This is a genomic window from Anaerotruncus sp. AF02-27, assembly GCF_003465835.1.
Taxonomy (GTDB): Bacteria; Bacillota; Clostridia; order Oscillospirales; family Ruminococcaceae; genus Anaerotruncus; species Anaerotruncus rubiinfantis.
The window spans coordinates 30834-53169 of sequence record NZ_QSBX01000004.1 but is presented as its reverse complement, the minus strand read 5'-3'; the positions used below and the strand labels follow the sequence as shown (position 1 = coordinate 53169).

At 56.8% G+C, this 22336-nt stretch carries 21 protein-coding genes and 1 other annotated feature; of the genes, 13 read left to right on the top strand and 8 right to left on the bottom strand.

Features of this window, described 5'->3' with window-relative positions:
• Positions 1–157: 157 nt before the first annotated feature.
• A complete protein-coding gene (gene ppdK, locus DWV16_RS05205) occupies positions 158–2800 on the bottom strand; it encodes a pyruvate, phosphate dikinase (protein WP_255420052.1) in 2643 nt (880 codons plus the stop codon).
• Positions 2801–3028: 228 nt separating this feature from the next.
• Here ppdK and glmU point away from each other — a divergent pair, with 228 nt between their 5' ends.
• The 5 genes from glmU to DWV16_RS05180 all read left to right on the top strand — a co-directional run bounded on the left by glmU (position 3029) and on the right by DWV16_RS05180 (position 11016).
• Positions 3029–4417, top strand: a complete 1389-nt coding sequence (gene glmU, locus DWV16_RS05200) for a bifunctional UDP-N-acetylglucosamine diphosphorylase/glucosamine-1-phosphate N-acetyltransferase GlmU (protein ID WP_118478029.1) — start codon at positions 3029–3031, stop codon at positions 4415–4417.
• Positions 4418–4450: 33 nt separating this feature from the next.
• The gene (locus tag DWV16_RS05195; RefSeq protein WP_066452893.1) at positions 4451–5410 is read left to right on the top strand and encodes a ribose-phosphate diphosphokinase; all 960 of its coding nucleotides are present in this window, start codon (positions 4451–4453) and stop codon (positions 5408–5410) included.
• A gap of 75 nt (positions 5411–5485) precedes the next feature.
• The gene (gene pth, locus DWV16_RS05190) at positions 5486–6103 is read left to right on the top strand and encodes an aminoacyl-tRNA hydrolase (RefSeq protein ID WP_066452895.1); all 618 of its coding nucleotides are present in this window, start codon (positions 5486–5488) and stop codon (positions 6101–6103) included.
• Positions 6104–6125: 22 nt separating this feature from the next.
• Positions 6126–9596: a transcription-repair coupling factor gene (mfd, locus tag DWV16_RS05185; protein ID WP_118478027.1), complete on the top strand. Its 3471-nt coding sequence runs from the start codon at positions 6126–6128 to the stop codon at positions 9594–9596.
• A 388-nt stretch (positions 9597–9984) separates the two neighbouring features.
• A complete protein-coding gene (locus DWV16_RS05180; RefSeq protein ID WP_066452899.1) occupies positions 9985–11016 on the top strand; it encodes a hypothetical protein in 1032 nt (343 codons plus the stop codon).
• An 845-nt stretch (positions 11017–11861) separates the two neighbouring features.
• Here the strand turns inward: DWV16_RS05180 and DWV16_RS05170 are convergent.
• The 6 genes from DWV16_RS05170 to DWV16_RS05145 form a co-directional block, all read right to left on the bottom strand.
• The gene (locus DWV16_RS05170) at positions 11862–12485 is read right to left on the bottom strand and encodes a flavin reductase (RefSeq protein WP_118478023.1); all 624 of its coding nucleotides are present in this window, start codon (positions 12483–12485) and stop codon (positions 11862–11864) included.
• 18 nt (positions 12486–12503) lie between these two features.
• Positions 12504–13718, bottom strand: a complete 1215-nt coding sequence (locus DWV16_RS05165) for a homocysteine S-methyltransferase family protein (protein WP_158572784.1) — start codon at positions 13716–13718, stop codon at positions 12504–12506.
• Between the two features lie 33 nt (positions 13719–13751).
• Positions 13752–15446, bottom strand: coding sequence for an arginine--tRNA ligase (gene argS, locus DWV16_RS05160; RefSeq protein WP_118478019.1), 1695 nt, complete (start codon positions 15444–15446; stop codon positions 13752–13754).
• Positions 15447–15480: 34 nt separating this feature from the next.
• Positions 15481–15912, bottom strand: coding sequence for a DUF1934 domain-containing protein (locus DWV16_RS05155; RefSeq protein WP_066452909.1), 432 nt, complete (start codon positions 15910–15912; stop codon positions 15481–15483).
• A 71-nt stretch (positions 15913–15983) separates the two neighbouring features.
• Entirely contained in the window at positions 15984–16799 is an 816-nt protein-coding gene (gene murI / locus DWV16_RS05150; RefSeq protein ID WP_066452911.1) for a glutamate racemase, read from the bottom strand.
• 40 nt (positions 16800–16839) lie between these two features.
• The gene (locus tag DWV16_RS05145) at positions 16840–17910 is read right to left on the bottom strand and encodes a D-alanine--D-alanine ligase family protein (protein ID WP_118478017.1); all 1071 of its coding nucleotides are present in this window, start codon (positions 17908–17910) and stop codon (positions 16840–16842) included.
• A 246-nt stretch (positions 17911–18156) separates the two neighbouring features.
• On the opposite strand from DWV16_RS05145, the gene DWV16_RS05140 reads away from it, so the two are divergent.
• The 6 genes from DWV16_RS05140 to rplA all read left to right on the top strand — a co-directional run bounded on the left by DWV16_RS05140 (position 18157) and on the right by rplA (position 20868).
• Positions 18157–18375 (top strand): helix-turn-helix domain-containing protein, encoded by a 219-nt coding sequence (locus tag DWV16_RS05140; protein WP_066452913.1) that lies wholly within the window; start codon positions 18157–18159, stop codon positions 18373–18375.
• A 182-nt stretch (positions 18376–18557) separates the two neighbouring features.
• Positions 18558–18707 (top strand): 50S ribosomal protein L33, encoded by a 150-nt coding sequence (rpmG, locus tag DWV16_RS05135; protein WP_016317424.1) that lies wholly within the window; start codon positions 18558–18560, stop codon positions 18705–18707.
• A gap of 21 nt (positions 18708–18728) precedes the next feature.
• A complete protein-coding gene (gene secE / locus DWV16_RS05130; RefSeq protein ID WP_066452914.1) occupies positions 18729–18974 on the top strand; it encodes a preprotein translocase subunit SecE in 246 nt (81 codons plus the stop codon).
• A 43-nt stretch (positions 18975–19017) separates the two neighbouring features.
• Entirely contained in the window at positions 19018–19539 is a 522-nt protein-coding gene (nusG, locus tag DWV16_RS05125; protein ID WP_066452915.1) for a transcription termination/antitermination protein NusG, read from the top strand.
• A gap of 154 nt (positions 19540–19693) precedes the next feature.
• Complete coding sequence (gene rplK / locus DWV16_RS05120; protein ID WP_066452917.1) at positions 19694–20119, top strand: 50S ribosomal protein L11; 426 nt, start codon at positions 19694–19696, stop codon at positions 20117–20119.
• A gap of 56 nt (positions 20120–20175) precedes the next feature.
• Positions 20176–20868, top strand: coding sequence for a 50S ribosomal protein L1 (gene rplA, locus DWV16_RS05115; RefSeq protein WP_066452920.1), 693 nt, complete (start codon positions 20176–20178; stop codon positions 20866–20868).
• Positions 20869–20950: 82 nt separating this feature from the next.
• Here the strand turns inward: rplA and DWV16_RS19295 are convergent, their stop codons facing one another.
• The gene (locus DWV16_RS19295; protein WP_195376704.1) at positions 20951–21118 is read right to left on the bottom strand and encodes a hypothetical protein; all 168 of its coding nucleotides are present in this window, start codon (positions 21116–21118) and stop codon (positions 20951–20953) included.
• A 134-nt stretch (positions 21119–21252) separates the two neighbouring features.
• On the opposite strand from DWV16_RS19295, the gene DWV16_RS18980 reads away from it, so the two are divergent.
• Together DWV16_RS18980 and rplJ are read left to right on the top strand one after the other, a co-directional pair.
• Entirely contained in the window at positions 21253–21426 is a 174-nt protein-coding gene (locus DWV16_RS18980; protein WP_158572783.1) for a hypothetical protein, read from the top strand.
• Between the two features lie 124 nt (positions 21427–21550).
• Positions 21551–21706 (top strand) — a sequence feature (ribosomal protein L10 leader region).
• A gap of 33 nt (positions 21707–21739) precedes the next feature.
• Positions 21740–22306 carry a 50S ribosomal protein L10 gene (gene rplJ / locus DWV16_RS05110; RefSeq protein WP_066452924.1) on the top strand — a complete coding sequence of 189 codons (567 nt, stop codon included), beginning with the start codon at positions 21740–21742 and terminating at the stop codon, positions 22304–22306.
• The last annotated feature ends 30 nt before the right edge of the window (positions 22307–22336 follow it).

Here is a 22336-nt window from a genome sequence, read left to right as displayed (position 1 = left end):
ATCAATTTCTCCGCCAAACTGGCTTCAAGGCAGAAAAGAAGAGCGTATTACCACCAATCCCATGATTTGTGGTAATACGCTCTATTATTTTATCCGCTTAGACAAGCGGTGATTTTATGCAGCGGTGTGCCTGAATTCCCTCAACTTTTACACAGGATTAATTCTCACTGGCCGCCTTTTGCTTGATGGCAGCCTGCGCCGCGGCGAGCCTTGCGATCGGCACGCGGAAAGGCGAGCAGGAAACGTAGTTGAGGCCGAGTTTGCAGCAGAATTCGACCGAGCTCGGGTCGCCGCCGTGTTCGCCGCAGATACCCAGCTTGATGTCCGGGCGGGTCTGACGGCCGAGCTTGCAGGCGCGTTTGATCAGCTTGCCAACGCCAGCCTGGTCGAGACGGGCAAACGGGTCGGACTCGTAGATCTTCTTGTCATAGTAGCTGTCGAGGAAGGAGCCCGCGTCGTCGCGTGAGAAACCGAAGGTCATCTGGGTCAGGTCGTTGGTGCCGAAGGAGAAGAATTCGGCTTCGGTCGCGATCTCGTCGGCGGTGAGCGCCGCGCGCGGGATTTCGATCATGGTGCCGACCTTGTAGGAAAGCTTGACGCCCGATTTTTCAATGATTTCGTCGGCGGTCTTGGTCACGATGCCTTTGACATAGGCAAGCTCCTTGACCTCTCCGACCAGCGGAATCATGATTTCGGGAATGAGCTTCCAGTCGGGATGTTTCTTCTGGACGTTGAGGGCGGCCTCAATGACTGCCTGGGTCTGCATCTCGGCGATCTCCGGATAGGAGACGGCCAGACGGCAGCCGCGGTGGCCCATCATGGGGTTAAACTCATGCAGCGAGGAGATGGTGTTTTTGAGCTCCTCCACCGGGATGTTCATCTCGCCGGCCAGCGCCTGGATATCCTCCTCGGCGGTCGGCAGAAATTCATGCAGCGGCGGGTCGAGGAAACGGATGGTGACCGGCAGGCCTTTCATCGCCTCGTAGATCCCTTCGAAATCGCCCCGCTGGTACGGCAGCAGTTTGGCAAGCGCCGTGCGGCGCTGCGCCTCGGTTTTCGAAACGATCATCTCGCGCATGGCCTTGATGCGTTCGCCTTCAAAGAACATGTGCTCGGTGCGGCAGAGCCCGATGCCCTCGGCGCCGAAGGAGAGCGCCTGCGCGGCGTCGCGCGGGGTATCGGCGTTGGTGCGCACCTGCATGGTGCGGTACTGGTCCGCCCAGCTCATCAGACGCCCAAAATCGCCGGAGATGTCCGCCTCGACGGTCGGGATGGCTTCACCGTAGATATTGCCGGTCGAACCGTCCAGCGAGATATAATCGCCCTCGTGATAGGTTTTGTCGCCAAGGGTGAACTGTTTATTTTCCTCGTCCATGATGATGTCGCCGCAGCCGGAGACGCAGCAGGTGCCCATGCCGCGCGCAACCACCGCCGCATGGGAGGTCATGCCGCCGCGGACGGTCAGGATGCCCTGCGAGTAGTTCATGCCCTCGATGTCCTCCGGAGAGGTTTCCAGGCGGACCAAGATGACCTTCTCACCGCGCTTGGCCCACTCGGTGGCGTCCTCGGCGGTAAAGACCACACGGCCGCAGGCGGCGCCCGGGGAAGCGGGCAGCGCGGAGCCGATCGGCTTCGCGGCTTTGAGGGCTTTGGCGTCGAACTGCGGATGCAGCAGCGCGTCAAGCTGTTTCGGGTCGATCATGCAGACGGCTTCCTTCTCGGTGATCATTGCCTCGTCGACCAGATCGCAGGCAATCTTAAGCGCGGCGGCGGCGGTGCGTTTGCCGTTACGGGTCTGCAGCATGAAGAGCTTGCGGTCTTCGATGGTGAATTCCATGTCCTGCATATCGCGGTAATGCTTCTCGAGACGGCCGCAGATTTCAACAAACTGGTTGTAGGCTTCCGGCATGATCTCCTTGAGCTGGTCGATCGTCTGCGGGGTGCGCACGCCGGCGACGACATCCTCGCCCTGCGCGTTCATGAGGAACTCGCCGAAGAGTTTCTTTTCGCCGGTGGCCGGGTTGCGGGTGAAGGCCACGCCGGTGCCGGAATTGTCGCCGGTGTTGCCGAAGACCATCATCTGGACATTGACCGCGGTGCCCCAGGAGGAGGGGATGTCGTTCATGCGGCGGTAATAGATGGCGCGGGGGTTATCCCAGGAGCGGAAGACCGCCATGATGGCGCCCATGAGCTGCTCTTTGGGGTCGGACGGGAAATCCACGCCTTTTTTGGCCTTATATTCGGCCTTGAACTGGCGGACCAGCTCCTTGAGGTCGTCGGTGGTAAGCTCGGTGTCGAGCTTGACGCCCTTTTTCGTTTTCATCTCGTCGATGAGCTTTTCAAAGTACGCCTTGCCGACCTCCATGACCACGTCGGAATACATCTGGATGAACCGGCGGTACGAGTCGTAAGCGAAACGGGGGTTCTGGGTCTTTTTGGCGACGACTTCGACGACTTCGTCGTTGAGGCCCAGATTGAGGATGGTATCCATCATGCCGGGCATCGAAGCGCGCGCGCCGGAACGGACCGAGACGAGCAGCGGATTTTCCATGTCGCCAAATTTTTTGCCGGCAATCTTTTCGAGCTTTCCAAGGCACTCGTAGATCTCGGCCTGAATGGCGTCGTTGATTTTCTTACCGTCCTCATAGTACTGGGTGCAAGCTTCGGTCGTAACGGTGAAGCCCTGCGGGACAGGCATTCCAAGACCTGTCATTTCTGCAAGGTTCGCACCTTTCCCGCCGAGAAGCTCACGCATTTTGCCGTTGCCTTCGGAGAACATGTAGACGAATTTTTTTCCCACTTTAAACCTACCTCCAAATAATTTTTTGGCCTTTACCATTTTTTTCTCGGATCAACCTGTATTATACCAGAGAATATGGGGCTTTTCCAGTGGTTCTATACAAAAATAATTGCCGATATTTTGACAAAATAACGGTTCCTTCTCTTGCAAACTGCCAAAAAAGTTGACATAATATATAAGTAGTAACTTCCTACATTTACAAAACCGGAAAGGCGGGGCGTTTTCCCCATGGATAATCGACGTACCTTTGCGATCATCCTCGCGGCGGGCGACGGCAAACGGATGAAATCCAGCCGTCCCAAGGTGCTTTGCGAGGTGCTGTTCAAACCGATGCTCCGGTGGGTGGAAGACGCCTGCCGCACGGCGGGAATCGAAGAAATTTACATCGTGGCGGGCAAAGACCCCGACTCCCTGCGCGCCGCGGTCACCCCCGCATGCCATTTTGTCCTCCAGCCCGAACGGCTTGGCACCGGCCATGCGGTCATGATGGCGCGCGACGCGCTTCTGCGGGGCGGCGATGTGGCGGTTTTAAACGGCGACGCGCCGTTTGTGAGCGCCGAGGTGCTTATCGGTGCGCTCAGCCAGCACCGCGCCGCGCAAAACGCGGTCACGGTCGTGACCGCCCGGATTGAAAATCCGGCCGGCTATGGCCGGGTTTTGCGCGGGGAGGACGGCGGGGTGCGCGCCATTGTGGAGGAACGGGACGCGACCGAAGCCGAACGCGCGGTGACGGAAATCAATTCCGGCGCGTATTGGTTTGACGCGGCGTTCCTCCGAGAGGCGCTCGAAAAGTTGCGGCCCCAGAATGCGCAGGGCGAATATTACCTGACCGATGCGGTTGGGATCGCGGTGCGGGAGGGGCTGCCGGTGGGCGGGTACCTCTGCGCCGACAGCGACGCGACGCTGGGCGCGAACGACCGCAAAGCGCTCAAGCAGCTCAATGAGATCGCGCGCCAGCGGGAGATCGACCGCCACCTTGAAAACGGCGCGGATATCCCGTGCGATGACGGGATTATCATCGCGCCGGGCGTCAAAATCGCGCCGGACGCGCAGATCCTGCCTGGAAGCATCCTACTGGGGACTACCGCGATTGGCGCGGGCAGCGTGATCGGCCCGAACAGCCGGATCGAAAATTCCACGATCGGCGCGGGCAGTAAAATTCTTTCCTCCTATGTCACTGATTCGACGGTGGGGGAGGACGCGCGCATCGGCCCGTTCACCCAGCTGCGCCCGGGAAGCCATGTGGGCGACCGGGTGAAGATCGGGGATTTTGTGGAGATCAAGAATTCCACGCTGGGCGAGGGCACTTCGGTGGCCCACCTGACCTACATCGGCGACAGCGATGTGGGGCGCTTCTGTAACTTTGGCTGCGGCGTGGTGACAGCCAATTACGACGGCAACCGTAAATACCGCACCGAAATCGGGGACCGGGCCTTCATCGGCTGCAACACCAATCTGATTTCTCCGGTGAAGATCGGCGCGGGAGCCTATACGGCGGCCGGTACGACGGTCACGGGCAAGGTGCCGGACGGCGCGCTCGCCATCGGGCGGGTGCGGCAGGAGATCAAGGAAGACTGGGCCGACAAAAATATCGGTTTCAAGAAGGATCAGAAGTGAGCGGAAAAAAGGATATGGAAAGGGGCCCGCGCAATGAATCTGCATGGGAAAGACATCAAGATTTTCAGCGGCAATTCAAATCCGGAGGTGGCGTTTCAGATTTCCCGCAGCCTGGGGCTTCCACTGGGCAAAAGCGAAGTGAAGCTTTTTTCGGACGGGGAGGTTTCGGTATCCATCAATGAGAGCGTGCGCGGGTCGGATGTGTTTGTCGTGCAGTCCACCTGCAGCCCGGTCAACGACCATCTGATGGAACTGCTCATCATGATCGATGCTTTCAAACGCGCGTCGGCCGGGCGGATTACCGCGGTGATCCCGTATTTCGGATACGCGCGGCAGGACCGTAAGGCGAAGGCCCGAGATCCGATTTCCGCGAAGCTGGTGGCCGACCTCATCTCGGCGGCGGGCGCCGACAGGGTGCTCACAATGGACCTGCATGCGGCGCAGATTCAAGGCTTTTTCGATATTCCGGTAGACCATCTGCTGGGCGTGCCGCTGCTCGCGCCGTATTTCGGCTCGCGTTTTTCCGGGAGGAAGGAGGAGCTGGTGGTTGTTTCACCCGATCTGGGATCGGTTACACGGGCGCGCAAGTTCGCCGAACGCATCGACGCGCCGCTCGCGATCATCGATAAGCGCCGCCCGAAGGCAAACGTCTCGGAGGTCATGAACATCATCGGCGATGTGCGCGGCAAACGGGCGATCATCATCGACGATATGATTGATACCGCTGGGACTCTCTGCAACGGCGCCCAGGCGATTTTGGAAAAGGGCGGCGCCACTGAGGTCTACGCCTGCGCTACCCACGGGGTGCTTTCCGGTCCGGCGTTCGAGCGGATCGAAAAAAGCTGCATCAAGGAACTGGTGCTGCTCGATACGATCCCGGTCCCGCCGGAGAAGCAGCTTGATAAGATCACAATGCTTTCGGTCGCGCCGGTTTTTGCGGAGGCGATCGCCCGAATCTATGAAGACAAGCCGGTTTCGCCGCTTTTCGGCTGAAACGGGCGCAAAACGACAGGAAAGAACGAGGCGGGATATGCTGCATATCCCGTCCTTTGGCATGGAGAATCAGAAATGTTTGGAAAATGGAAAACAAAATCTTCCGCCCCCGCCCCCACCGGGCCGGTGGAGTTTCTGGTGGTGGGGCTTGGAAATCCCGGCGCGAAATATGAGGCAACCCGGCATAACGCGGGTTTTATGGCGGTCGACTGTCTGGCGGAAAAGCTGGGGGTGAAAATCGACCGGCTCAAATTTAAATCCCTCACCGCCGACGCGATGATCGGCGCTCACCGGGTGCTACTGATGAAGCCGTCCACCTTCATGAACAATTCCGGCGAAGCGGTGCGCGAAGCCGCCAGGTTCTATAAAATTCCAGCGGAGCGGGTGTTGGTGCTTTTTGACGATGTGAGCCTTGAACCCGGGCGCATGCGTATCCGCAGGCAGGGCAGCGACGGCGGGCATAACGGGATCAAGAGCATCATATACCTGCTGGAGAAGGACACTTTCCCGCGCATCAAGATCGGCGTGGGAAAAAAACCGCATCCGGAATACGACCTGGCGGACTGGGTGCTGGGAAAATTCCCAAAGGAGCTTTCCGACACGCTGGACAAGACCTTCGAAGCGGCGGCCGAAGCGGCGATGCTCATTGTCGAAGGGAAAACCGATCTGGCGATGAACCGGTTTAACTCCTGAGAATACCCGAAAGGAAAGCGTAATGAAAGGTTTTGAACATCTCCTCGAAAACAGCGCGGCGTTCATGCGCGTCCGGAATGCGGTCGAAAAATCCGCCACGCCGGTGCTGGTGACCGGCCTTTCGGGGGCGCACAAGGCGCATACCATCGTGTCCATCGTAGGCCCGCTCGAAAAGAGCGGGCTTGTGGTCGTGCCCGACGAAGCGAACGCGGTGCGCATCTGTGAAGATATCAATATCATGGCGGGAGAAGGCACGGCGGCGCTCTTCCCTTCGCGGGAGATGACCTTCTACGATGTACAGGGCGTTTCGCATGAATATGAGCACGCGCGCCTGAGCGTGCTCGGCAGGCTCGCCGCGGGAAAGCTGCGGGTGGTGGTTGCCTCCGCGAAAGCGGCGCTCCAATATACCATGCCGCCCCCTGTGCTTGCAAAACGCACTCGAACCCTGCGTGCTGGGGAATCCTATCAGATGGACGAGCTGACAGCTTTTTTGGTTGGCGCGGGTTACACCCGTTCGGATCAGGTTGACGGCGTCTGCCAGTTTTCCCAGCGCGGCGGTATCCTTGACTTTTTTCCGCCGCATATGCCGGACCCGTTCCGTATCGAATTCTGGGGAGATGAGATCGACACCATCTCCACCTTCAAAATTGAAACTCAGCGACGGGAAGACACGGTGAAATCGGTGGATATCACCCCGGCTGCCGAAGTTGTGGCCGACAGCCCCAAACGCCTTTTGAAGCTGTTGGAAAAAGCGATCCCCGGTATCCGCGGCACCCAGGGGAAACTTGCAAAAGAAAAGCTGCGGCAGGAGATGGAAAAGATTGAAGGCGGCGTGATGCCGCAGAGCCTCGACCGTTTTCTGCCGCTTCTCTACCCGGAGCCGGCCACCATCTTTGATTATATGCCCGACGCGGTCTTTTTCCTCTGCGACACCGGAAACTGCCGCGAAGCGCTGAAAGCCGCGCAGGCCCAGCAAAACGAGGATATCAAAATCCTGTTTGAGGAGGGCGTGCTTTTTCGGGGATGCGACAAATATAACGGGGATTTTATAGATCTGCAAACGGCGGCGTCCCGCTCCAACACCGTGCTGCTTGACACCTTTGTGCGGTCGGTGGGTGACATTCCGCTGCGGGACATGGTTTCGGTCAACGCGGTGCAGCTCTCCTCCTGGAGCGGCGAGATTGCCACCCTGCGCGAAGAGGTCGGCCATTACATGGAGCAGGACTACTGCGTCGTGGTGTTCGCGGGCACCGACCGCGCCGCCGAAACGCTGACCGAGGATCTGCGCCGCGCCGGGATTGCCTCCCGGCAGGTGCGGGAGATCGGCCCGCTCACGCCGAAGCTCGTCTATGTGGTGGGCGCGAGCATGTCCGCGGGGATGGAATATCCCGATCTCCGGCTGGCGGTCATCTCCCAGTCGAAGGCGGTCTCACAGCAGAAGAAGGCCCGTAAGCCCCACCCGAAAGAAGGCAAAAAGCTCCGGGATATCAGCGACCTTTCGCCGGGAGATTATGTTGTGCACACCGCGCATGGTATCGGCGTATTCGAAGGGATCGTCAAGCGTGATATCCAGGGGATTGTGAAAGATTACATCAAGATCCGCTACGCCGGCACGGACACGCTGTTTGTGCCGGTCACCCAGCTCGACCTCGTGAGCAAATATGTCGGCGTACGGGAAGAAGCAAACGTCAAACTGAGCAAACTCAATTCGGTTGAGTGGCAGAAGACCCGCCAGCGGGTGAAAAAGGCCGTGGAAGACATGGCCAAAGAGCTGACTGAACTGTATGCGAAGCGCATGCAGGTGAAAGGCTATGCGTTTTCCAAGGATACCGACTGGCAGAACGACTTTGAGCGCCGCTTCCCGTATGAGGAAACCGATGACCAGCTGCGGTGTATCGATGAAATCAAGGCGGATATGGAGGCCACCGTCCCGATGGACCGGCTGCTTTGCGGGGACGTGGGCTTTGGAAAGACCGAGGTGGCGCTGCGGGCAGCCTTTAAATGCGTGATGGATGGCAAACAGTGCGCGCTGCTCTGCCCGACCACCATCCTTGCCTGGCAGCACTACAACACGGTGCGCCGCCGGATGGAGGGCTTCCCGGTTAAAATCGAGCTGCTTTCGCGTTTTCGCACGCCCAAGGAACAAAAGCAGATTCTGGACGAACTGCGCCGCGGGGAGATCGACATCGTCATCGGCACCCACCGCCTGGTGCAGAACGATGTGAAATTTAAGGACCTGGGCCTTTGCATCATCGACGAGGAGCAGCGTTTTGGTGTGCGGCATAAGGAAAAATTCAAGGAGATGCGCGCCACGGTCGACGTCCTGAACCTCTCCGCGACGCCCATCCCGCGCACCCTCAACATGGCGATGAGCGGCATCCGGGACATGTCGATCCTGGAGGAGGCGCCGCAGGACCGCCACCCGGTCCAGACCTATGTCATTGAGCACGACTGGGGGATCATCGCGCAGGCGATCGAGCGCGAAATGCGGCGCGGCGGACAGATTTTCTACCTGCATAACCGGGTTGAAAGCATCGACAGCTGTGCCTATAAGCTCCAGCAGCTTGTGCCGGACGCGCGGATCGTGACCGCGCACGGCAAGATGACTGAGGAGCACCTCTCGCGTGTCTGGCAGCAGCTGCTCGACTACGAGGTGGATATCCTGGTCTGCACCACCATCATTGAAACGGGCGTCGACGTGCCAAATTGCAACACCCTGATCATTGAGGACGCCGATTATATGGGGCTTTCTCAACTTTACCAGATCCGCGGGCGGGTCGGACGTTCTTCCCGCCGCGCGTTTGCATACCTCACCTTCCGCAAAGACAGGCAGCTTTCAGATATCGCAACCAAACGGCTTGCCGCCATCCGGGAATTCACCTCGTTCGGGTCGGGCTTCCGTATTGCGATGCGCGACCTGGAGATCCGCGGCGCGGGAAACATCCTGGGTTCGCAGCAGCACGGTCACATGGAGGCGGTTGGCTACGACATGTACCTGCGGATGCTTTCCGACGCGGTGGCCGAACAGCGCGGGGAAACCCCGACCGGCGCCGCGACCGAATGTATGGTCGACGTGCGGGTCGGCGCGCACATCCCGGAGGATTATATCGACAACCTTGCGCAGCGGATCGACATCTACAAGAAAATTGCGGGCATCGAGACCGAGGACGATGCGATGGACCTCATCGACGAATTGATCGACCGGTTCGGCGAGCCGCCGGAGGCGGTCAAGGGCCTGGTCGATGTGGCGCTCGTGCGCAATACGGCGTCGCTCATGGGAATCAAGGAGATCTCCCAGCGCGGCGACGCGGTGCTGCTCTACCCGGAGGTTATGGATATGTCCCGCGCGGGCAGCCTTGCGGTTAAACTGCGCGGCCGCGTGATGGTGAGCGCGGGCAATAAACCGTATATCACCGTCAAGATCGCAAAAGGCCAGACGCCGCTCGATACCATCCGCGAAGCGCTCGCCGCAATGAACGACGCTGCCCGCTGAGGGGGTACTTTCTTGCTTGCCCAAGAAAGTACCCAAAGAAGGGCATTCAAGGGGACCCCTGCGGCCCCCTTGAAAATCCCCCAGCCTTCCCTCGCAGAGCAGACGAAGCGTTCCGCGCTTATCGCACGGGACGGGTTTTCGCAACCGTTGCGAAAACCGGCTGCGCCGAAAGCGGACAAGCGGATTGAAAGAACGCTTCGCGTTCAAAAACCGGCGCGGCAAAACGGAATTTCCTGTCCAGCTATTTTGCAGATTATATTCCGGGTATAATAATTTTCGATGCGGTCAAATTTTTTGCAGGGAAAATTCATATGGACTTTTCAAATGGGAAGTAGTATAATATCAAAGTATGTAACGGGCGAACCCCCAATTAGGAGGAATTTGAAAAATGAATGTTGTGAAAAAGGGCCTTGCGTTTGGTATGGCGCTGATGATGGCAGGTTCCATGGCGGCATGTGCCGGCGGCGATACCACCTGGGCCGCAAAAGCGGGAGATCTGACCGTTCCGGCGGGCGTATATATTTCGCAGGTGATGAACGCCTACTATACGGTTGCGGCGGAGCTGCCGCAGGATACCAAAGATCCGCTCAAGGAGCAGATCGACGGAGTTTTGGCGTCGGATAAAATGATTTCCGATGCAAAGGCGAACCTCAATAAGTTCATTGCCGTGGAGCAGAAATTTAATGAGCTCGGCCTTACCATGTCCGATGCGGATACCACATTGGTCAACCAGATGGCAGATTCCTACTGGCAGTACCTTGGGGAAGCCTATCAGGCAAACGGTATCTCGAAGGACTCCTATGTCATGATGACTGCCAACGACCAGAAGCGCCAGCTCATTTTCAATGCGATTTATGGCGAAGGCGGCAGTGAAGCCGTACCGGAGCAGGAGCTCAAAGACAAGTTCTATAATGATTTTGCGAAGATTATTCTGATCCCGTTGAATTTCAGCCAGAGCGAGGATGCCGAACAGAAAGAATCCGACAACAAAAAAGCGCGCGAAATCGTGGACAAATACCTCAAGCAGGCCCAGGCGGGCAAGGATATGGAGGAGATTGTTTACGAAGCGCAGAAAGAAGTCACTGGCAATGAAGAACTCGAAAAACCGGAGCCCGGCACTTCTTTCAGCTTTTTGAGCAAAGAGAACACCAACTATGACCAGAAGGTGATAGACGCGGTGTTCGGCGCTGAAAATGGCGTGCCGACCGTGGTGGAAACCGAATCGAGCATCTACCTGTTCCAGCGGTACGATATCACGGAGAATGAAAATGACTTCACTTCACGCAAAGAGGCGCTGATCCAGCTTCTGCGCGCGGATGAATTCAATGCCAAGCTGGACGAGTGGGCAGCGGCTGTGAGCGGCGTGACCTATAACGACGCTTCGTTCAAGCGCTATACGCCGGATAAACTAAAACTGTAAAAGAGAAGATAAAAAAGCCTCCTGCTTTAAGCAGGAGGCTTTTTTCGGCTGTCCGTCTCCCTAACAACAGCCGGGCACACTTAAAAGTGCAAGTACATAATATCAGGAAATCTTCGCTTTGTCTGCCACCAGTCTGGTGTCAAAATGAATGAATCTGATACCAGGCTGACACCAGACTGATGGCATACAGGCAGGTGAAAAGATGCTAAACTGTCGTTGGAAAGGTGGTGACAGCATGGCGGTAATCAGAGGTTTATTCACCTTGAGAATTGACATACGGACACATGCAAAAATACGTAAGATTGCTGGAATGGAGCGCCGCTCTATGACAAATATCATTGAACTGATGCTGACGCGGGAGATCGAACAGTATGAATTGGAACATGGTGAGATCCGGCTTACAGACGATGATATCTATGGAAAACCTGACGAATAGCAAAACTGTCCGGGAAGCGCAAGAGTCGAGATGAACGGGCCTGCGGCCCGCTCTTGCGCGTCCCATCCCGTTTTGCAGCCAAACAGACAAGTGCTTTCCGCCCTATTTTTGAATCCGTTTGTCCGCTTTGCGCGCAGCGCATCGCCGCAATGGTTGCGGCGATATGCCCCGCGTGCTTTTTATCGCGCGGCTCACTTCGTGGCATCTAAGCAGATTGCGCACGATCTTTGCCGCAAAGCGGCAACAAAAGCGCGCGCAGGGCCGCGGGGTGTCCCCGCGCGTGTTCTTTGGGTACTTTCTTGCACGAGCAAGAAAGTACCTCGTGGTGCGCGGCGAAACGCGCAGGAGTGGTGCGCGGCGAAACGCGCGAATTTCAGGCGCGCGAAGGGCGCAATACCTGGGCGCGAACTCAGATTTTTTCAAAGAAGCTGGCGTCTTTCTTGCAGATGGGGCAGATAAAGTCCGGCGGCAGTTCTTCGCCCTCGTAGACGTAGCCGCAGACTTTGCAGCGCCAGCCGTGTTTTTCCGCGGTTTTTTTGTAGGACGGCGCATTCGGAGGCGTGGTGCCCTTGACCACCGTATGGTAGTAGTCATAGGTCATGACCGGTTCATCCGAAAGCTTTTTGGCTTCGACGGCCTCGCCCACAAAGAGCAGATGGGTGTCAAGGTCGAGCTTGTCAAGCACCTTGAAGGAAAAGACGGCAGCGGCATGCTGGGACGGGTAGCGCACGCCGTTTTCATCGACCGCGAAGGAGATGCCGTAATATTTTTCGGTGTCCCGGCCGCATTTGAATCCAAACCGGCCAATCATTTCCATATCGGCGGATTGGGTTAGCGGAACAGCGTTAAATACGCCGGATTTTTCGATGAGTTCGGTGGTGAAATTTTTTTTGGAGACGGCAACGGCAACTTTCGGCGGCTCTGCGGTCACCTGGGTGACTGTGTTGACGATGCAGCCGTTTTGCCTGCCGTCAAAAGCCGAGCTGAGCACATAAAGGCCATAGGACATTTTAAAGAAGGCTTGCAAATCCATTTTTCATTATCCTTTCTGTCACAATACAACAGCGCCGTATCGCGCGGCGACCTTTTCGAGATCTTCTTTTTCGATCTCACAGGAAGTGGAAACCACCAATGCTTTGCCATTGTAGTGAAGGAGTGCGTTTTCCAGCGCTTCGAGCGATTCCGATTCAAACGCAACCGGCATATCGATCATGTGGGCGTTGAGGGAGAAACGGTAGCCGTCGTCCGGCGTGTCCAAATGGATCAAGACCGCGTCGCAGCTTTCATGCGAAACGTCGAGCAGCGAATCGGCCATATCCACCTCACAGATGATCGGTTCGGAATATTCGAGGCCGTCGTCGAGGTAATAGACATTGCGTCCGGCCGCGATGATATCATAGTCGGCGGGCGGAATCTTCACCTTATCGATATCGAACGAATCCACCATGTGGCGCAGCGCTTCAATATATTCCGGATCGGTCCCGCAGCATCCGCCGATGATCGAGACCCCGCGGCGCATGAGCCGCGCGCATTTGTTGGCAAACTGAATGGGCGTAAGCGGAGGATTGCCCGCGTTTGGCTTGGCGATGAGCGGGATTTTGGCATACGGCGCGAGCTTTTCAAAGAGCGGCACCATATCCTCCGGCCCTTCGGAACAGTTCAGCCCAAAGGCGGCAATCCCCATGTCCTGCAGGGTGAGCATGCTGGCGAGCGCGTCGTCGCCCCACATCGTGTGGCCGTCCGCGCCGACCGTCATGGTGAGAAAGACCGGCAGCCCAGTCTGGCGCGCGGCGATGACCGCGGCGCGGCATTCGCAGAGCGAGGACATGGTTTCGATCACGAGCAGGTTGGCGCCCGCGTCGGCAAGCGCGGCCGCCTGTTCGGCATAGATGCCGATGAGATGCACGAATTCGGTTTCCCCGAACGGTTCGCACATCAGGCCGGTGGTGGACATATCGCCCGCGAGCAGGACGCCGCGCCCTTCAAGCGCTTCCCGCGCGATGCGGACAATTTTTGTGTTGAGCTCCTGCACCTGCTCGCTCAGGCCGTGCAGTTTCAGATTCCCCGCATTTGCAAGAAAAGTGGGCGCATAGACGATGTCACTGCCCGCTTGCACATAACCAAGCAGGGTTTTGCGGATGACTTCGGGATGCTCGCTGGCCCATTCTTCGACACAGACGCCGCTGGGCATCCCTTCCTTCATGTACTGGGTACCGGTCGCGCCGTCCAGAAGGAGCGGCAGCCGCAATCGATCTTTCCCATTCATGGCCATAAATTCCTTTCCGCCGTCGACCGGCAATTACATGGATTCTGGAACAGTAATTTTTAAAAGCGTTAATACATTGTGTAATACTGTTTTGACCGACATACAAAGGTTGAGCCGCGCCTGCATGACCGGCTCTTCCTCACCCTTGACCCGGCAGGCGTTATAGTATTTGTGGAAACTGGTCGCCACATCCACCGCATATTTGGTGAGCCGGGCGGGGTCGTAATTACGCGCCGCGTCGACGATTTCCTGCGGGAAGCGTGCCAGCGTGCGGATCATCGCGGTTTCTTCCGGGGTGGTGAGGTTTCGCAGCTCCGCGTCGGAGCAGCTGCGCGGAGTGATGCCCTCCTCGGCGAGCTTTTTGAGGATCGAGCAGATGCGCGCGTGCGCGTACTGGACATAGTAAACCGGATTCTGGCTCGACTGTTCGACCGCGAGATCGAGGTCGAAATCGAGGGTGGAGTTTGGCTCGCGCATATTGAAGAAGAAGCGGGCCGCGTCGACTGGGACCTCCTCAATGAGATCGGTGAGACTGATCGCTTTGCCGGTGCGCTTGCTCATCTTGACCGGCTGGCCGTCCTTGGTGAGCCGCACCAGCTGCATCAGCACAATATCAAGCTTGTCCCCATTGAGTCCGATCGCATCCATCGCGCCCTTGAGGCGGGCGACATGGCCGTGGTGGTCGGCGCCCCAGACATTGATGACCCGGTCGAAGCCGCGCACCGCGAACTTATTGTAATGATAGGCGATATCCGCCGCGAAGTAGGTCGGAAAACCGTTCGCGCGCACCAGCACCTCGTCCTTTTCACCGCCGTTCTCGGTGGCCTTGTACCAGAGCGCGCCGTCCTTCTCATAAGTCATGCCGCGCTCGGTCAGAAGCCGGATCGCGTCGTCGATCGCTCCCTGATGCAGCGTGCTTTCCCGGAACCACACATCGTAATGGATGCGATAGCTCTCGAGGTCGTTTTTAAGCTTTTCGATATTTTTCGGCAGCGCGTAGGCGGTCAGCGCGTCCTTACGCTCCTGTTCGGAAGCATCTAGGAATTTGTCGCCGTGGATGTCCGCGAATTCGCGGGCGCGCAGCTTGATATCCTCGCCATGGTAGCCGTCCTCCGGGAAGGGAACCGCGTCCTCGCCTTTATAAATCTGCAGGTAGCGGGCATTGAGCGAGCAGGCGAACTTTTCGATCTGGTTGCCCGCGTCATTGACGTAGAATTCGCGGGTCACGTCATAACCGGCCCAGTCGAGCGCCGCCGCCAGACAGTCGCCGATGGCGCCGCCGCGGGCGTTTCCCATGTGCATCGGGCCGGTGGGGTTGGCCGAAACGAACTCGACCTGCACCTTCTGGCCGCCGCCGAAATCGGTGTGGCCATAGCGGTCACCGCCTGCGCGGACCGATTTGACCACGTCCGCGTACCACTGCGCGCCCAGGAAGAAGTTGATAAAGCCCGGGCCCGCGATCTCGACCCGGTCGAAGGCGGTGCCTTCGAGGGCGATATTTTGGCAGATGGCTTCGGCGACCTTGCGCGGCGCGCATTTATAGGCGCGCGCGCCTGCCATGGCGACATTGGTGGCAAAGTCGCCATGGGAAGTGTCGGCGGGGATTTCCACAACAAAGGCGGGCAGTTCGCCGCAGACGGGCAGGCTGCCTGCCTGGGAGGCTTTTTCCAGCGCGGAACGCACCAGCCCCTCAATCGATTTTTTTGCGTCAGAAACCGGATTGGTCATGGGTTTTACACATCCTATTATTTATGATTTTCATTTATTGGGGTTGTTCGCGCACATTGATAAAAACAGCGTTTTCGCTGGCAAGCAGGGTGTTGACGTCGAGCGAATAGGCAAACTCCAGATTCCCACCGCTGTCGGTGAGGTCGGAAACGATCCGGTCGCCGGAAACGCCGATCATCATCGGACCGTAGCCGGTGTCATAATGGCACTGGTGGCGCACGCCGCGCTCTACGATGAGCTGGGAACGGGCGTGTCCTCCGGAACGGGTGAGGGTGACCTTCTCACTGTCCTCCACCTTGAGCACCGTCCGGGCGCCTTCAAATCCGGTGGCTTCCGATTCGTCATAAGCGATGTAATAATGCCCGTTGCGCTTATAGTAAGAGCCGGTCGTGAACAGTTCGACCTGGTCCTCGTCGCCGTCCTGGCGGTAAACGCCCTTGATTTTGATCACTACGTCTTTTTTCATATCCTGATTCCTCCCCGGGAAGGCGTTTCACACAGCGCTTTCTCGGATGTTTTTGGGATTTGCGGGCGGGGTCAGATTTCGACCGCGTCGATATCGATCTGAGTGACCTGCCCGGTCAGATCGCTGCCAAGGAAAATCCCGGCAATATCACTGAAGTTGTCGATTGAATCGGTCACATAGAATTCGCATTTTCCCGCTCCTTCAGCCAGCTGGTCCTCACTTGCCAGGAAGGACTGTGCCCAGCGGGCAACCTGCTTGCCCGGATCGATAAGGGTGACCTTGTAATTGAGAAGCTGGTTGAAGATGTCATAGATGATGGGAAAATGGGTGCAGCCCAGGATGAGCGTATCGACCTGCTCTTCGATGATCGGCTTCAGGTAACGCTCGGCCACCATGCGAGTGACCGGGTTGTCCGGCTGGATGAATCCATTTTCCACGAGCGGTACAAGCAGAGGACAGGCGCTGCCAAAAACCCGCATGTCAGCCGAAATATTGCGGATTGCGCGGCCGTAAGCCCCCGAACGGACGGTCGCGGGAGTGCCGACCACGCCGATGCGTCCGCCGGTGGAGGCCGCACAGGCCGCCTGCGCGGCGGGAAGCACAACGCCGGAAAAGGGGACCCCGATCGATTTGACCATCTCCGGCGTAATGGTCGCGCTGACCGTGCCGCAGGCGGCAATGATCATTTTGACGTCGAACTGCTGCAGGAAGTGAATGTCCTGTGCGGCGTATTTGCGAACGAGTTCCCGCCCGCGTGTTCCATAGGGCATCCGCCCTGTATCGCCGAAATAGATCAGGTGTTCGTTCGGCAGAAGCTTGCGCAGCTCCTTGACGGTGGTGAGCCCGCCGAGCCCCGAGTCAAAAATACCAATCGCCCTGTTGTCCATCGGGAAACCCTCCTTTCAGTATGGTGAATTTTTTTGCGTTTTAACAGTTTTTTTTCGCAATTGCAAGCTGGATCAGCCGGTGGATCAGTTCGGGATAAGGAATTCCAGACGCCGCAAAAAGCTTGGGGTACATCGAGATTGAGGTGAATCCCGGGATGGTATTGAGTTCGTTGAGGATGACGCCGCCGTCCGCCTCCGCGAAGAAATCGATCCGGGCAAGCCCGGTGCATCCCATGACCGCGAATGCCTTGACAGCGGTTTCGCGGATCTTTTCAGAGACTTCCTGCGGGATGCGCGCCGGGATATAAAGATCGGTCGAATCGTCGAGGTATTTGCCCTCATAGTCGTAGAATTCATGATGCGGGACGATCTCACCCACCACCGAGGCGGCCGCGTCGCCGTAGTTGCCGAGCACCGCGCATTCGACCTCGGCGCCGACGGCGGTCTTTTCGACCAGCACTTTGCGGTCGTACCGGAAGGCGCACTCGAGCGCCTCGCGCAGCGCCGCCGCGTCGCACGCCTTGCTCACGCCAACCGAAGAACCGGTGTTGGCGGGCTTTACGAACATCGGATACGCGAGCTTTTCCGCGAGCGCCGGCTCGATTTCACCAAAACGCGCACAGTCCGCCCGTGTGAGCGTGACCCATGGATTGGTGCGGATGCCGGCGCTCTCGAGCAGGATGTGGGAAACGTCCTTATCCATGCAGGCGGCGGAAGCGAGCACGCCGCAGCCCACATAGGGGATGCCAGCCATCTCGAAGAGCCCCTGGATGGTGCCATCCTCGCCGTGCTCGCCGTGCAACACCGGAAAGGCCGCGTCAATCTTTACATTCTCCGGGCCGCGCGGGGTGAAGCGGGTGATGCCGCCCGCCGCGCGGTCGGGGGAAAGGATCGCGGGGACAACATGGCCGCTTTCGAGCCATTTGTCCGGCTGGATGAGGCTTACGTCACCGGTGTATTCATACCAGCGGCCGTCCTTTGTGATGCCGAGCATGACGACGTCATAGCGGTCGCGGGGGATATTCTGCAGCACCGAGGTTGCGGAGCGCAGCGAAACCTCATATTCACTTGAAACGGAACCGAAAATGACTGCGACGGTTTTCTTTTCCAAAAGCGTTCCCTCTTATCTTAATCACATAATAATTCAATCTATATTCTAACATAATTCACAATAGACCGCAATTAGAATTATGAGGTGTTTCCAATGCGATTTTTGCATGTTTCGCCATGTTCGGGGCGGTGCGCGGGGGGATTTGCAACGGGCGGGATGCGCACGTTCCTGAAATAGTACCGTATGGTATTGGCACATCTAGTTCCGTTTGGTACTTACATAAAATATTCACAGGGGGGATCATTTATGTATTTCCAGCGGCTTAAGGACCTGCGGACCGACCATGACCTGACCCAGGAGCAGGTGAGCAAAATCCTGATGATCACGCAGACGGTCTATTCCCGGTATGAGCGGGGCTTTCGGACGATCCCGGTCGAGCACCTGCTGGTGCTGGCGGATTACTACAAAACCAGCACTGATTATCTGCTTGGACGCACCAATAACCCGGCGCCCCCGCAAAAGTGAACGCCCAGCGCCGGAAAACAAAAAAATATTCCCCAAAACCGCATAACAAAGGGCTTGACGAGCCATGCTCGTTATGATACAATAATTACACCTCTAAAAGGGTTATTTTTTTATGTCCAAAAACCAGTGTTTCCTTTACGAGGGAGGCAAAAAAATCCGGTAAAATCAGGAGGTGCCGAAAAATGAGAGTAAAAATTACTCTGGCCTGCACAGAGTGCAAGCAGCGCAACTACAACAAGATGAAAAACAAGAAGAACGATCCCGACAGGCTCGAAATGAACAAATACTGCAAATTCTGTCGGAAACACACCCTTCACAAAGAAACGAAGTAAGGATGAAAGGCGGGTCACATTATGGCAGATAACGCAGCCGCGAAAAAACCCGGCTTCATCGAAAGGGCAAAACGCTTTTTCAGGGACATTAAAGGCGAAGTCAAAAAGGTGGTCTGGCCCGGCAAAAGCCAGATTATCAACAACACCGGTATTGTTATCGTGGTTGTCCTGATTTCGTCCGTGTTCATCGGATGCTTCGACACGATCATGACCTTCCTCATCAAGCTTTTCCTTTCAATTCTGACGGGAACACCATTATCTTTTTAATGATGCCGGAGGAAACGGATCTTTTTGTGTGGGGAGGTAAAACATGTCTGACTCTATGAGATGGTACGTGGTGCACACCTATTCCGGCTATGAGAACAAGGTGGCCTCGAACATCGAAAAAGCGGTGGAAAACCGGAAGCTTCACGACCTGTTCGGCGAGGTGAAGGTCCCCACGCAGACGGTTACGGAGATTAAGGACAACAAAAAACGCGAAGTTGAACGCAAGATCTTTCCGGGCTACGTGCTGGTGAAGATGATCATGACCGACGACAGCTGGTATGTTGTGCGCAACATCCGCGGCGTGACCGGCTTTGTGGGCCCGGGCAGCAAGCCTGTCCCGCTCACCGAGGAGGAAGTCAGCCGTCTGGGCGTCGAGCAGAAGAATATTGAGGTCAACTTTGAAGTGGGCGATTCCGTCAGGGTCAACGACGGATACCTGGAGGGCTTCATCGGCACGGTCGACGAGATCGACCTGCCCAATCAGCTTGTCCGGGTGACCGTTTCGATGATGGGCAAAGATGTGCCCGTCGAGCTTGAACTTGATCAGATAGAGCCGCTGGATTAATCTTTTTTCAGAGGAAGCCGGTGAAAATCCGGCAGTGGCTCCGGCGCCACAACCCGCGCCGGACCGGTATGAGCCGGTGTGAACCGGCTTGTGGGAGGGGCGGCAATTTTTATCCGCCCCGAAATGAACCACTAATTTTGGAGGTGCTTTATCAATGGCTCAAAAGGTAGTCGGCTATATCAAGCTGCAAATTCCGGCAGGCAAAGCAACGCCTGCTCCGCCGGTAGGCCCTGCGCTGGGTCAGCACGGCGTCAACATCATGGCTTTCACCAAGGACTTTAACGAGCGTACCAAGAACGATGCCGGTCTCATCATCCCAGTCGTCATCACCGTGTACGCCGACCGTTCCTTCAGCTTTATCACCAAAACGCCGCCTGCGGCTGTTTTGATCAAGAAGGCGCTCAACCTGCAGAGCGGTTCCGGTGTCCCCAACAAGAACAAGGTTGGCAAGATCACCCGCGACCAGCTCGAGAAGATTGCGGAAACCAAAATGCGCGATCTGAATGCTGCCGATATCGATTCCGCGATCAGCATGATCGCCGGTACCTGCCGCAGCATGGGAATCGAAGTAGCAGACTAAGCGCCCGGGTGGGAGGAAAAATCCGCTAATTACCACTCTAAGGAGGAAATGATTCAATGAAACACGGTAAAAAATATTCCGACAGCGCAAAGCTTGTTGAAAAGCTCAAGCTGTACGATACGGCCGAAGCCTTGGAGCTTTGCACCAAGACCGGCAAAGCAAAATTTGACGAAACCGTCGAAGTCCATGTCCGTCTGGGCGTTGACTCCCGTCACGCTGACCAGCAGGTCCGCGGCGCGGTTGTCCTGCCGAACGGAACCGGTAAAAAGGTTCGCGTAGCCGTCTTTGCAAAAGGCGACAAGGCGCAGGCCGCCACCGATGCCGGCGCTGAGATCGTCGGCGCCGAAGACCTGATGGAGCGTATCCAGAAGGAAGGCTTCATGGAGTTCGACGTGGTCATCGCATCTCCTGACATGATGGGCGTCGTCGGCCGCCTCGGTAAAATCCTCGGTCCCCGTGGACTGATGCCGAACCCGAAGGCCGGTACGGTCACCCCGGATGTCGCGAAGGCTGTCACCGACGCGAAAGCCGGTAAGATCGAATACCGTCTCGACAAGACCAACATCATCCACTGCCCGATCGGTAAGGTCTCCTTTGGCGCTGAGAAGCTCCAGGAGAACTTCGACACCCTGATGGGCGCGATCGTCAAGGCGAAACCGGCCGCTGCGAAGGGCCAGTATGTCCGCTCCTGCGTGGTTGCCACCACCATGGGCCCTGGCATCAAGATCAATCCCGGACGTTTCGTCTAAACTTCTGAAAAAAGGAAATCCCCGCCGCTGGCGGGGATTTTTTTGTTGCGCCGGGACGGGGAGCGTTGATCCGTCCCGGTTTTTATTTCGGCGCATCGGGATGCTCCTTCAGATATTTGAGGCCAAGACGAATCAGTTCGGCAGTGGCCTCGGCGCGGGTCTGATATCGGTTACTGAAACGGAAGTCCTCAATCTGCTCAAACAGCGCCTCATCGACTGAGATCGTAAAACGCGGCTTTTCCGTTGCCATATCTTCACCTCCCATTTCATTATACAGAAGGATGTCCTTTTTGCAAGTGATTCACTGAAAAAAGCTTGACAGTGAACCGGTGAACTGATATAATGTAAATATGCAGTGAACCAATGAACCAAAGAGGGGATAGCATGACAAAAAAGCAAATTTTCGTGACATTGGACCCGGAAACCGAGTCCGAACTGGAAACGCTTCAAAAAGAGCAGTTCCCAAATATGACACGAGCTAAATTGGCTGAACTTCTCATCCGGCATGGATTGACCGGCTGGGATGGAGAACAAAAGAAAGAAACGCATATCCCCTGATAAATTGTTTTACCTGTGCTCCATGTTCGTCTCCCTGATGAACGGCGCAGCGTGATAAAAGCCGCCGCAGGGCGGCTTTTATTTTTGCCTTTTCAAAAATACTTGACATGCCCCCACAAAGATGCTAAAATATAAAAGCTGTCCAAAGACAGCAGGTGTCGTAAAGACATAAAGGGTTTGTCCCGCCTGCCGAGGAGATGCGCTCAATACCGTCATCGCGCTGCGCGTATGAATGTTTGATGCTCTTCCCGGCAATGGGAAGGGCTTTTTTGTTTCTTTATAGATTCGTGCAAATGACTTGGAGGTGAATAAATTGCCAAGCGAGAAAATTCTCGAACAGAAAAAGCAGACAGTTGCAGAACTGACTGCGAAACTCAAAAACGCTGCTGCGGGCGTCGTGGTCGACTACAAGGGCATCAATGTGGCCGATGACACCAAGCTGCGTAAAGAGCTCAGGGAAGCCGGCGTGGAATACGCGGTCGTCAAGAACTCGATGCTCCGCTTCGCTGCGAAAGAGGTCGGTTATGAGGCGCTCGATTCCGTGCTGGAAGGCACCACCGCGCTTGCGACCAGTGAAGGCGATCAGGTTGCCGCTGCGAAGATCCTCACCAAATACGCGGAGGACAGCAAGGGCAAATTCGTCGTCAAAGCGGGCTTTGTTGACGGCGGCGTGATCGACGCCGCGAAGGTCGCGGAACTGGGCAAACTGCCGAGCCGCGAAGCTCTGCTCTCGATGCTGTGCAGCGCGCTGCAGGGCAACATCAGAGGTCTGGCCGTCGCGCTCAATGCGATCGCCGAGAAATCTGGAGAGGCCGCTCCCGCCGAGGAAGCCGCTCCTGCTGCCGAAGCTCCGGCCGAGGCTGCTCCCGCCGCCGAATAATCGGACGGCACATCATTTTAAATCATATTT

Excerpts from the sequence above, each read along its gene's own strand:
- secE (WP_066452914.1), top strand. The coding sequence starts at position 18,729 with ATGGCAGATAACGCAGCCGCGAAAAAACCCGGCTTCATCGAAAGGGCA.
- murI (WP_066452911.1), bottom strand. The coding sequence starts at position 16,799 with ATGGACAACAGGGCGATTGGTATTTTTGACTCGGGGCTCGGCGGGCTC.
- glmU (WP_118478029.1), top strand. The coding sequence starts at position 3,029 with ATGGATAATCGACGTACCTTTGCGATCATCCTCGCGGCGGGCGACGGC.
- DWV16_RS05180 (WP_066452899.1), top strand. The coding sequence starts at position 9,985 with ATGAATGTTGTGAAAAAGGGCCTTGCGTTTGGTATGGCGCTGATGATG.
- DWV16_RS05155 (WP_066452909.1), bottom strand. The coding sequence starts at position 15,912 with ATGAAAAAAGACGTAGTGATCAAAATCAAGGGCGTTTACCGCCAGGAC.
- pth (WP_066452895.1), top strand. The coding sequence starts at position 5,486 with ATGTTTGGAAAATGGAAAACAAAATCTTCCGCCCCCGCCCCCACCGGG.
- DWV16_RS18980 (WP_158572783.1), top strand. The coding sequence starts at position 21,253 with ATGACAAAAAAGCAAATTTTCGTGACATTGGACCCGGAAACCGAGTCC.
- DWV16_RS19295 (WP_195376704.1), bottom strand. The coding sequence starts at position 21,118 with ATGGCAACGGAAAAGCCGCGTTTTACGATCTCAGTCGATGAGGCGCTG.
- rplK (WP_066452917.1), top strand. The coding sequence starts at position 19,694 with ATGGCTCAAAAGGTAGTCGGCTATATCAAGCTGCAAATTCCGGCAGGC.
- DWV16_RS05165 (WP_158572784.1), bottom strand. The coding sequence starts at position 13,718 with ATGAATGGGAAAGATCGATTGCGGCTGCCGCTCCTTCTGGACGGCGCG.
- DWV16_RS05195 (WP_066452893.1), top strand. The coding sequence starts at position 4,451 with ATGAATCTGCATGGGAAAGACATCAAGATTTTCAGCGGCAATTCAAAT.
- DWV16_RS05140 (WP_066452913.1), top strand. The coding sequence starts at position 18,157 with ATGTATTTCCAGCGGCTTAAGGACCTGCGGACCGACCATGACCTGACC.
- DWV16_RS05170 (WP_118478023.1), bottom strand. The coding sequence starts at position 12,485 with ATGGATTTGCAAGCCTTCTTTAAAATGTCCTATGGCCTTTATGTGCTC.
- nusG (WP_066452915.1), top strand. The coding sequence starts at position 19,018 with ATGTCTGACTCTATGAGATGGTACGTGGTGCACACCTATTCCGGCTAT.
- rpmG (WP_016317424.1), top strand. The coding sequence starts at position 18,558 with ATGAGAGTAAAAATTACTCTGGCCTGCACAGAGTGCAAGCAGCGCAAC.
- mfd (WP_118478027.1), top strand. The coding sequence starts at position 6,126 with ATGAAAGGTTTTGAACATCTCCTCGAAAACAGCGCGGCGTTCATGCGC.
- argS (WP_118478019.1), bottom strand. The coding sequence starts at position 15,446 with ATGACCAATCCGGTTTCTGACGCAAAAAAATCGATTGAGGGGCTGGTG.
- rplA (WP_066452920.1), top strand. The coding sequence starts at position 20,176 with ATGAAACACGGTAAAAAATATTCCGACAGCGCAAAGCTTGTTGAAAAG.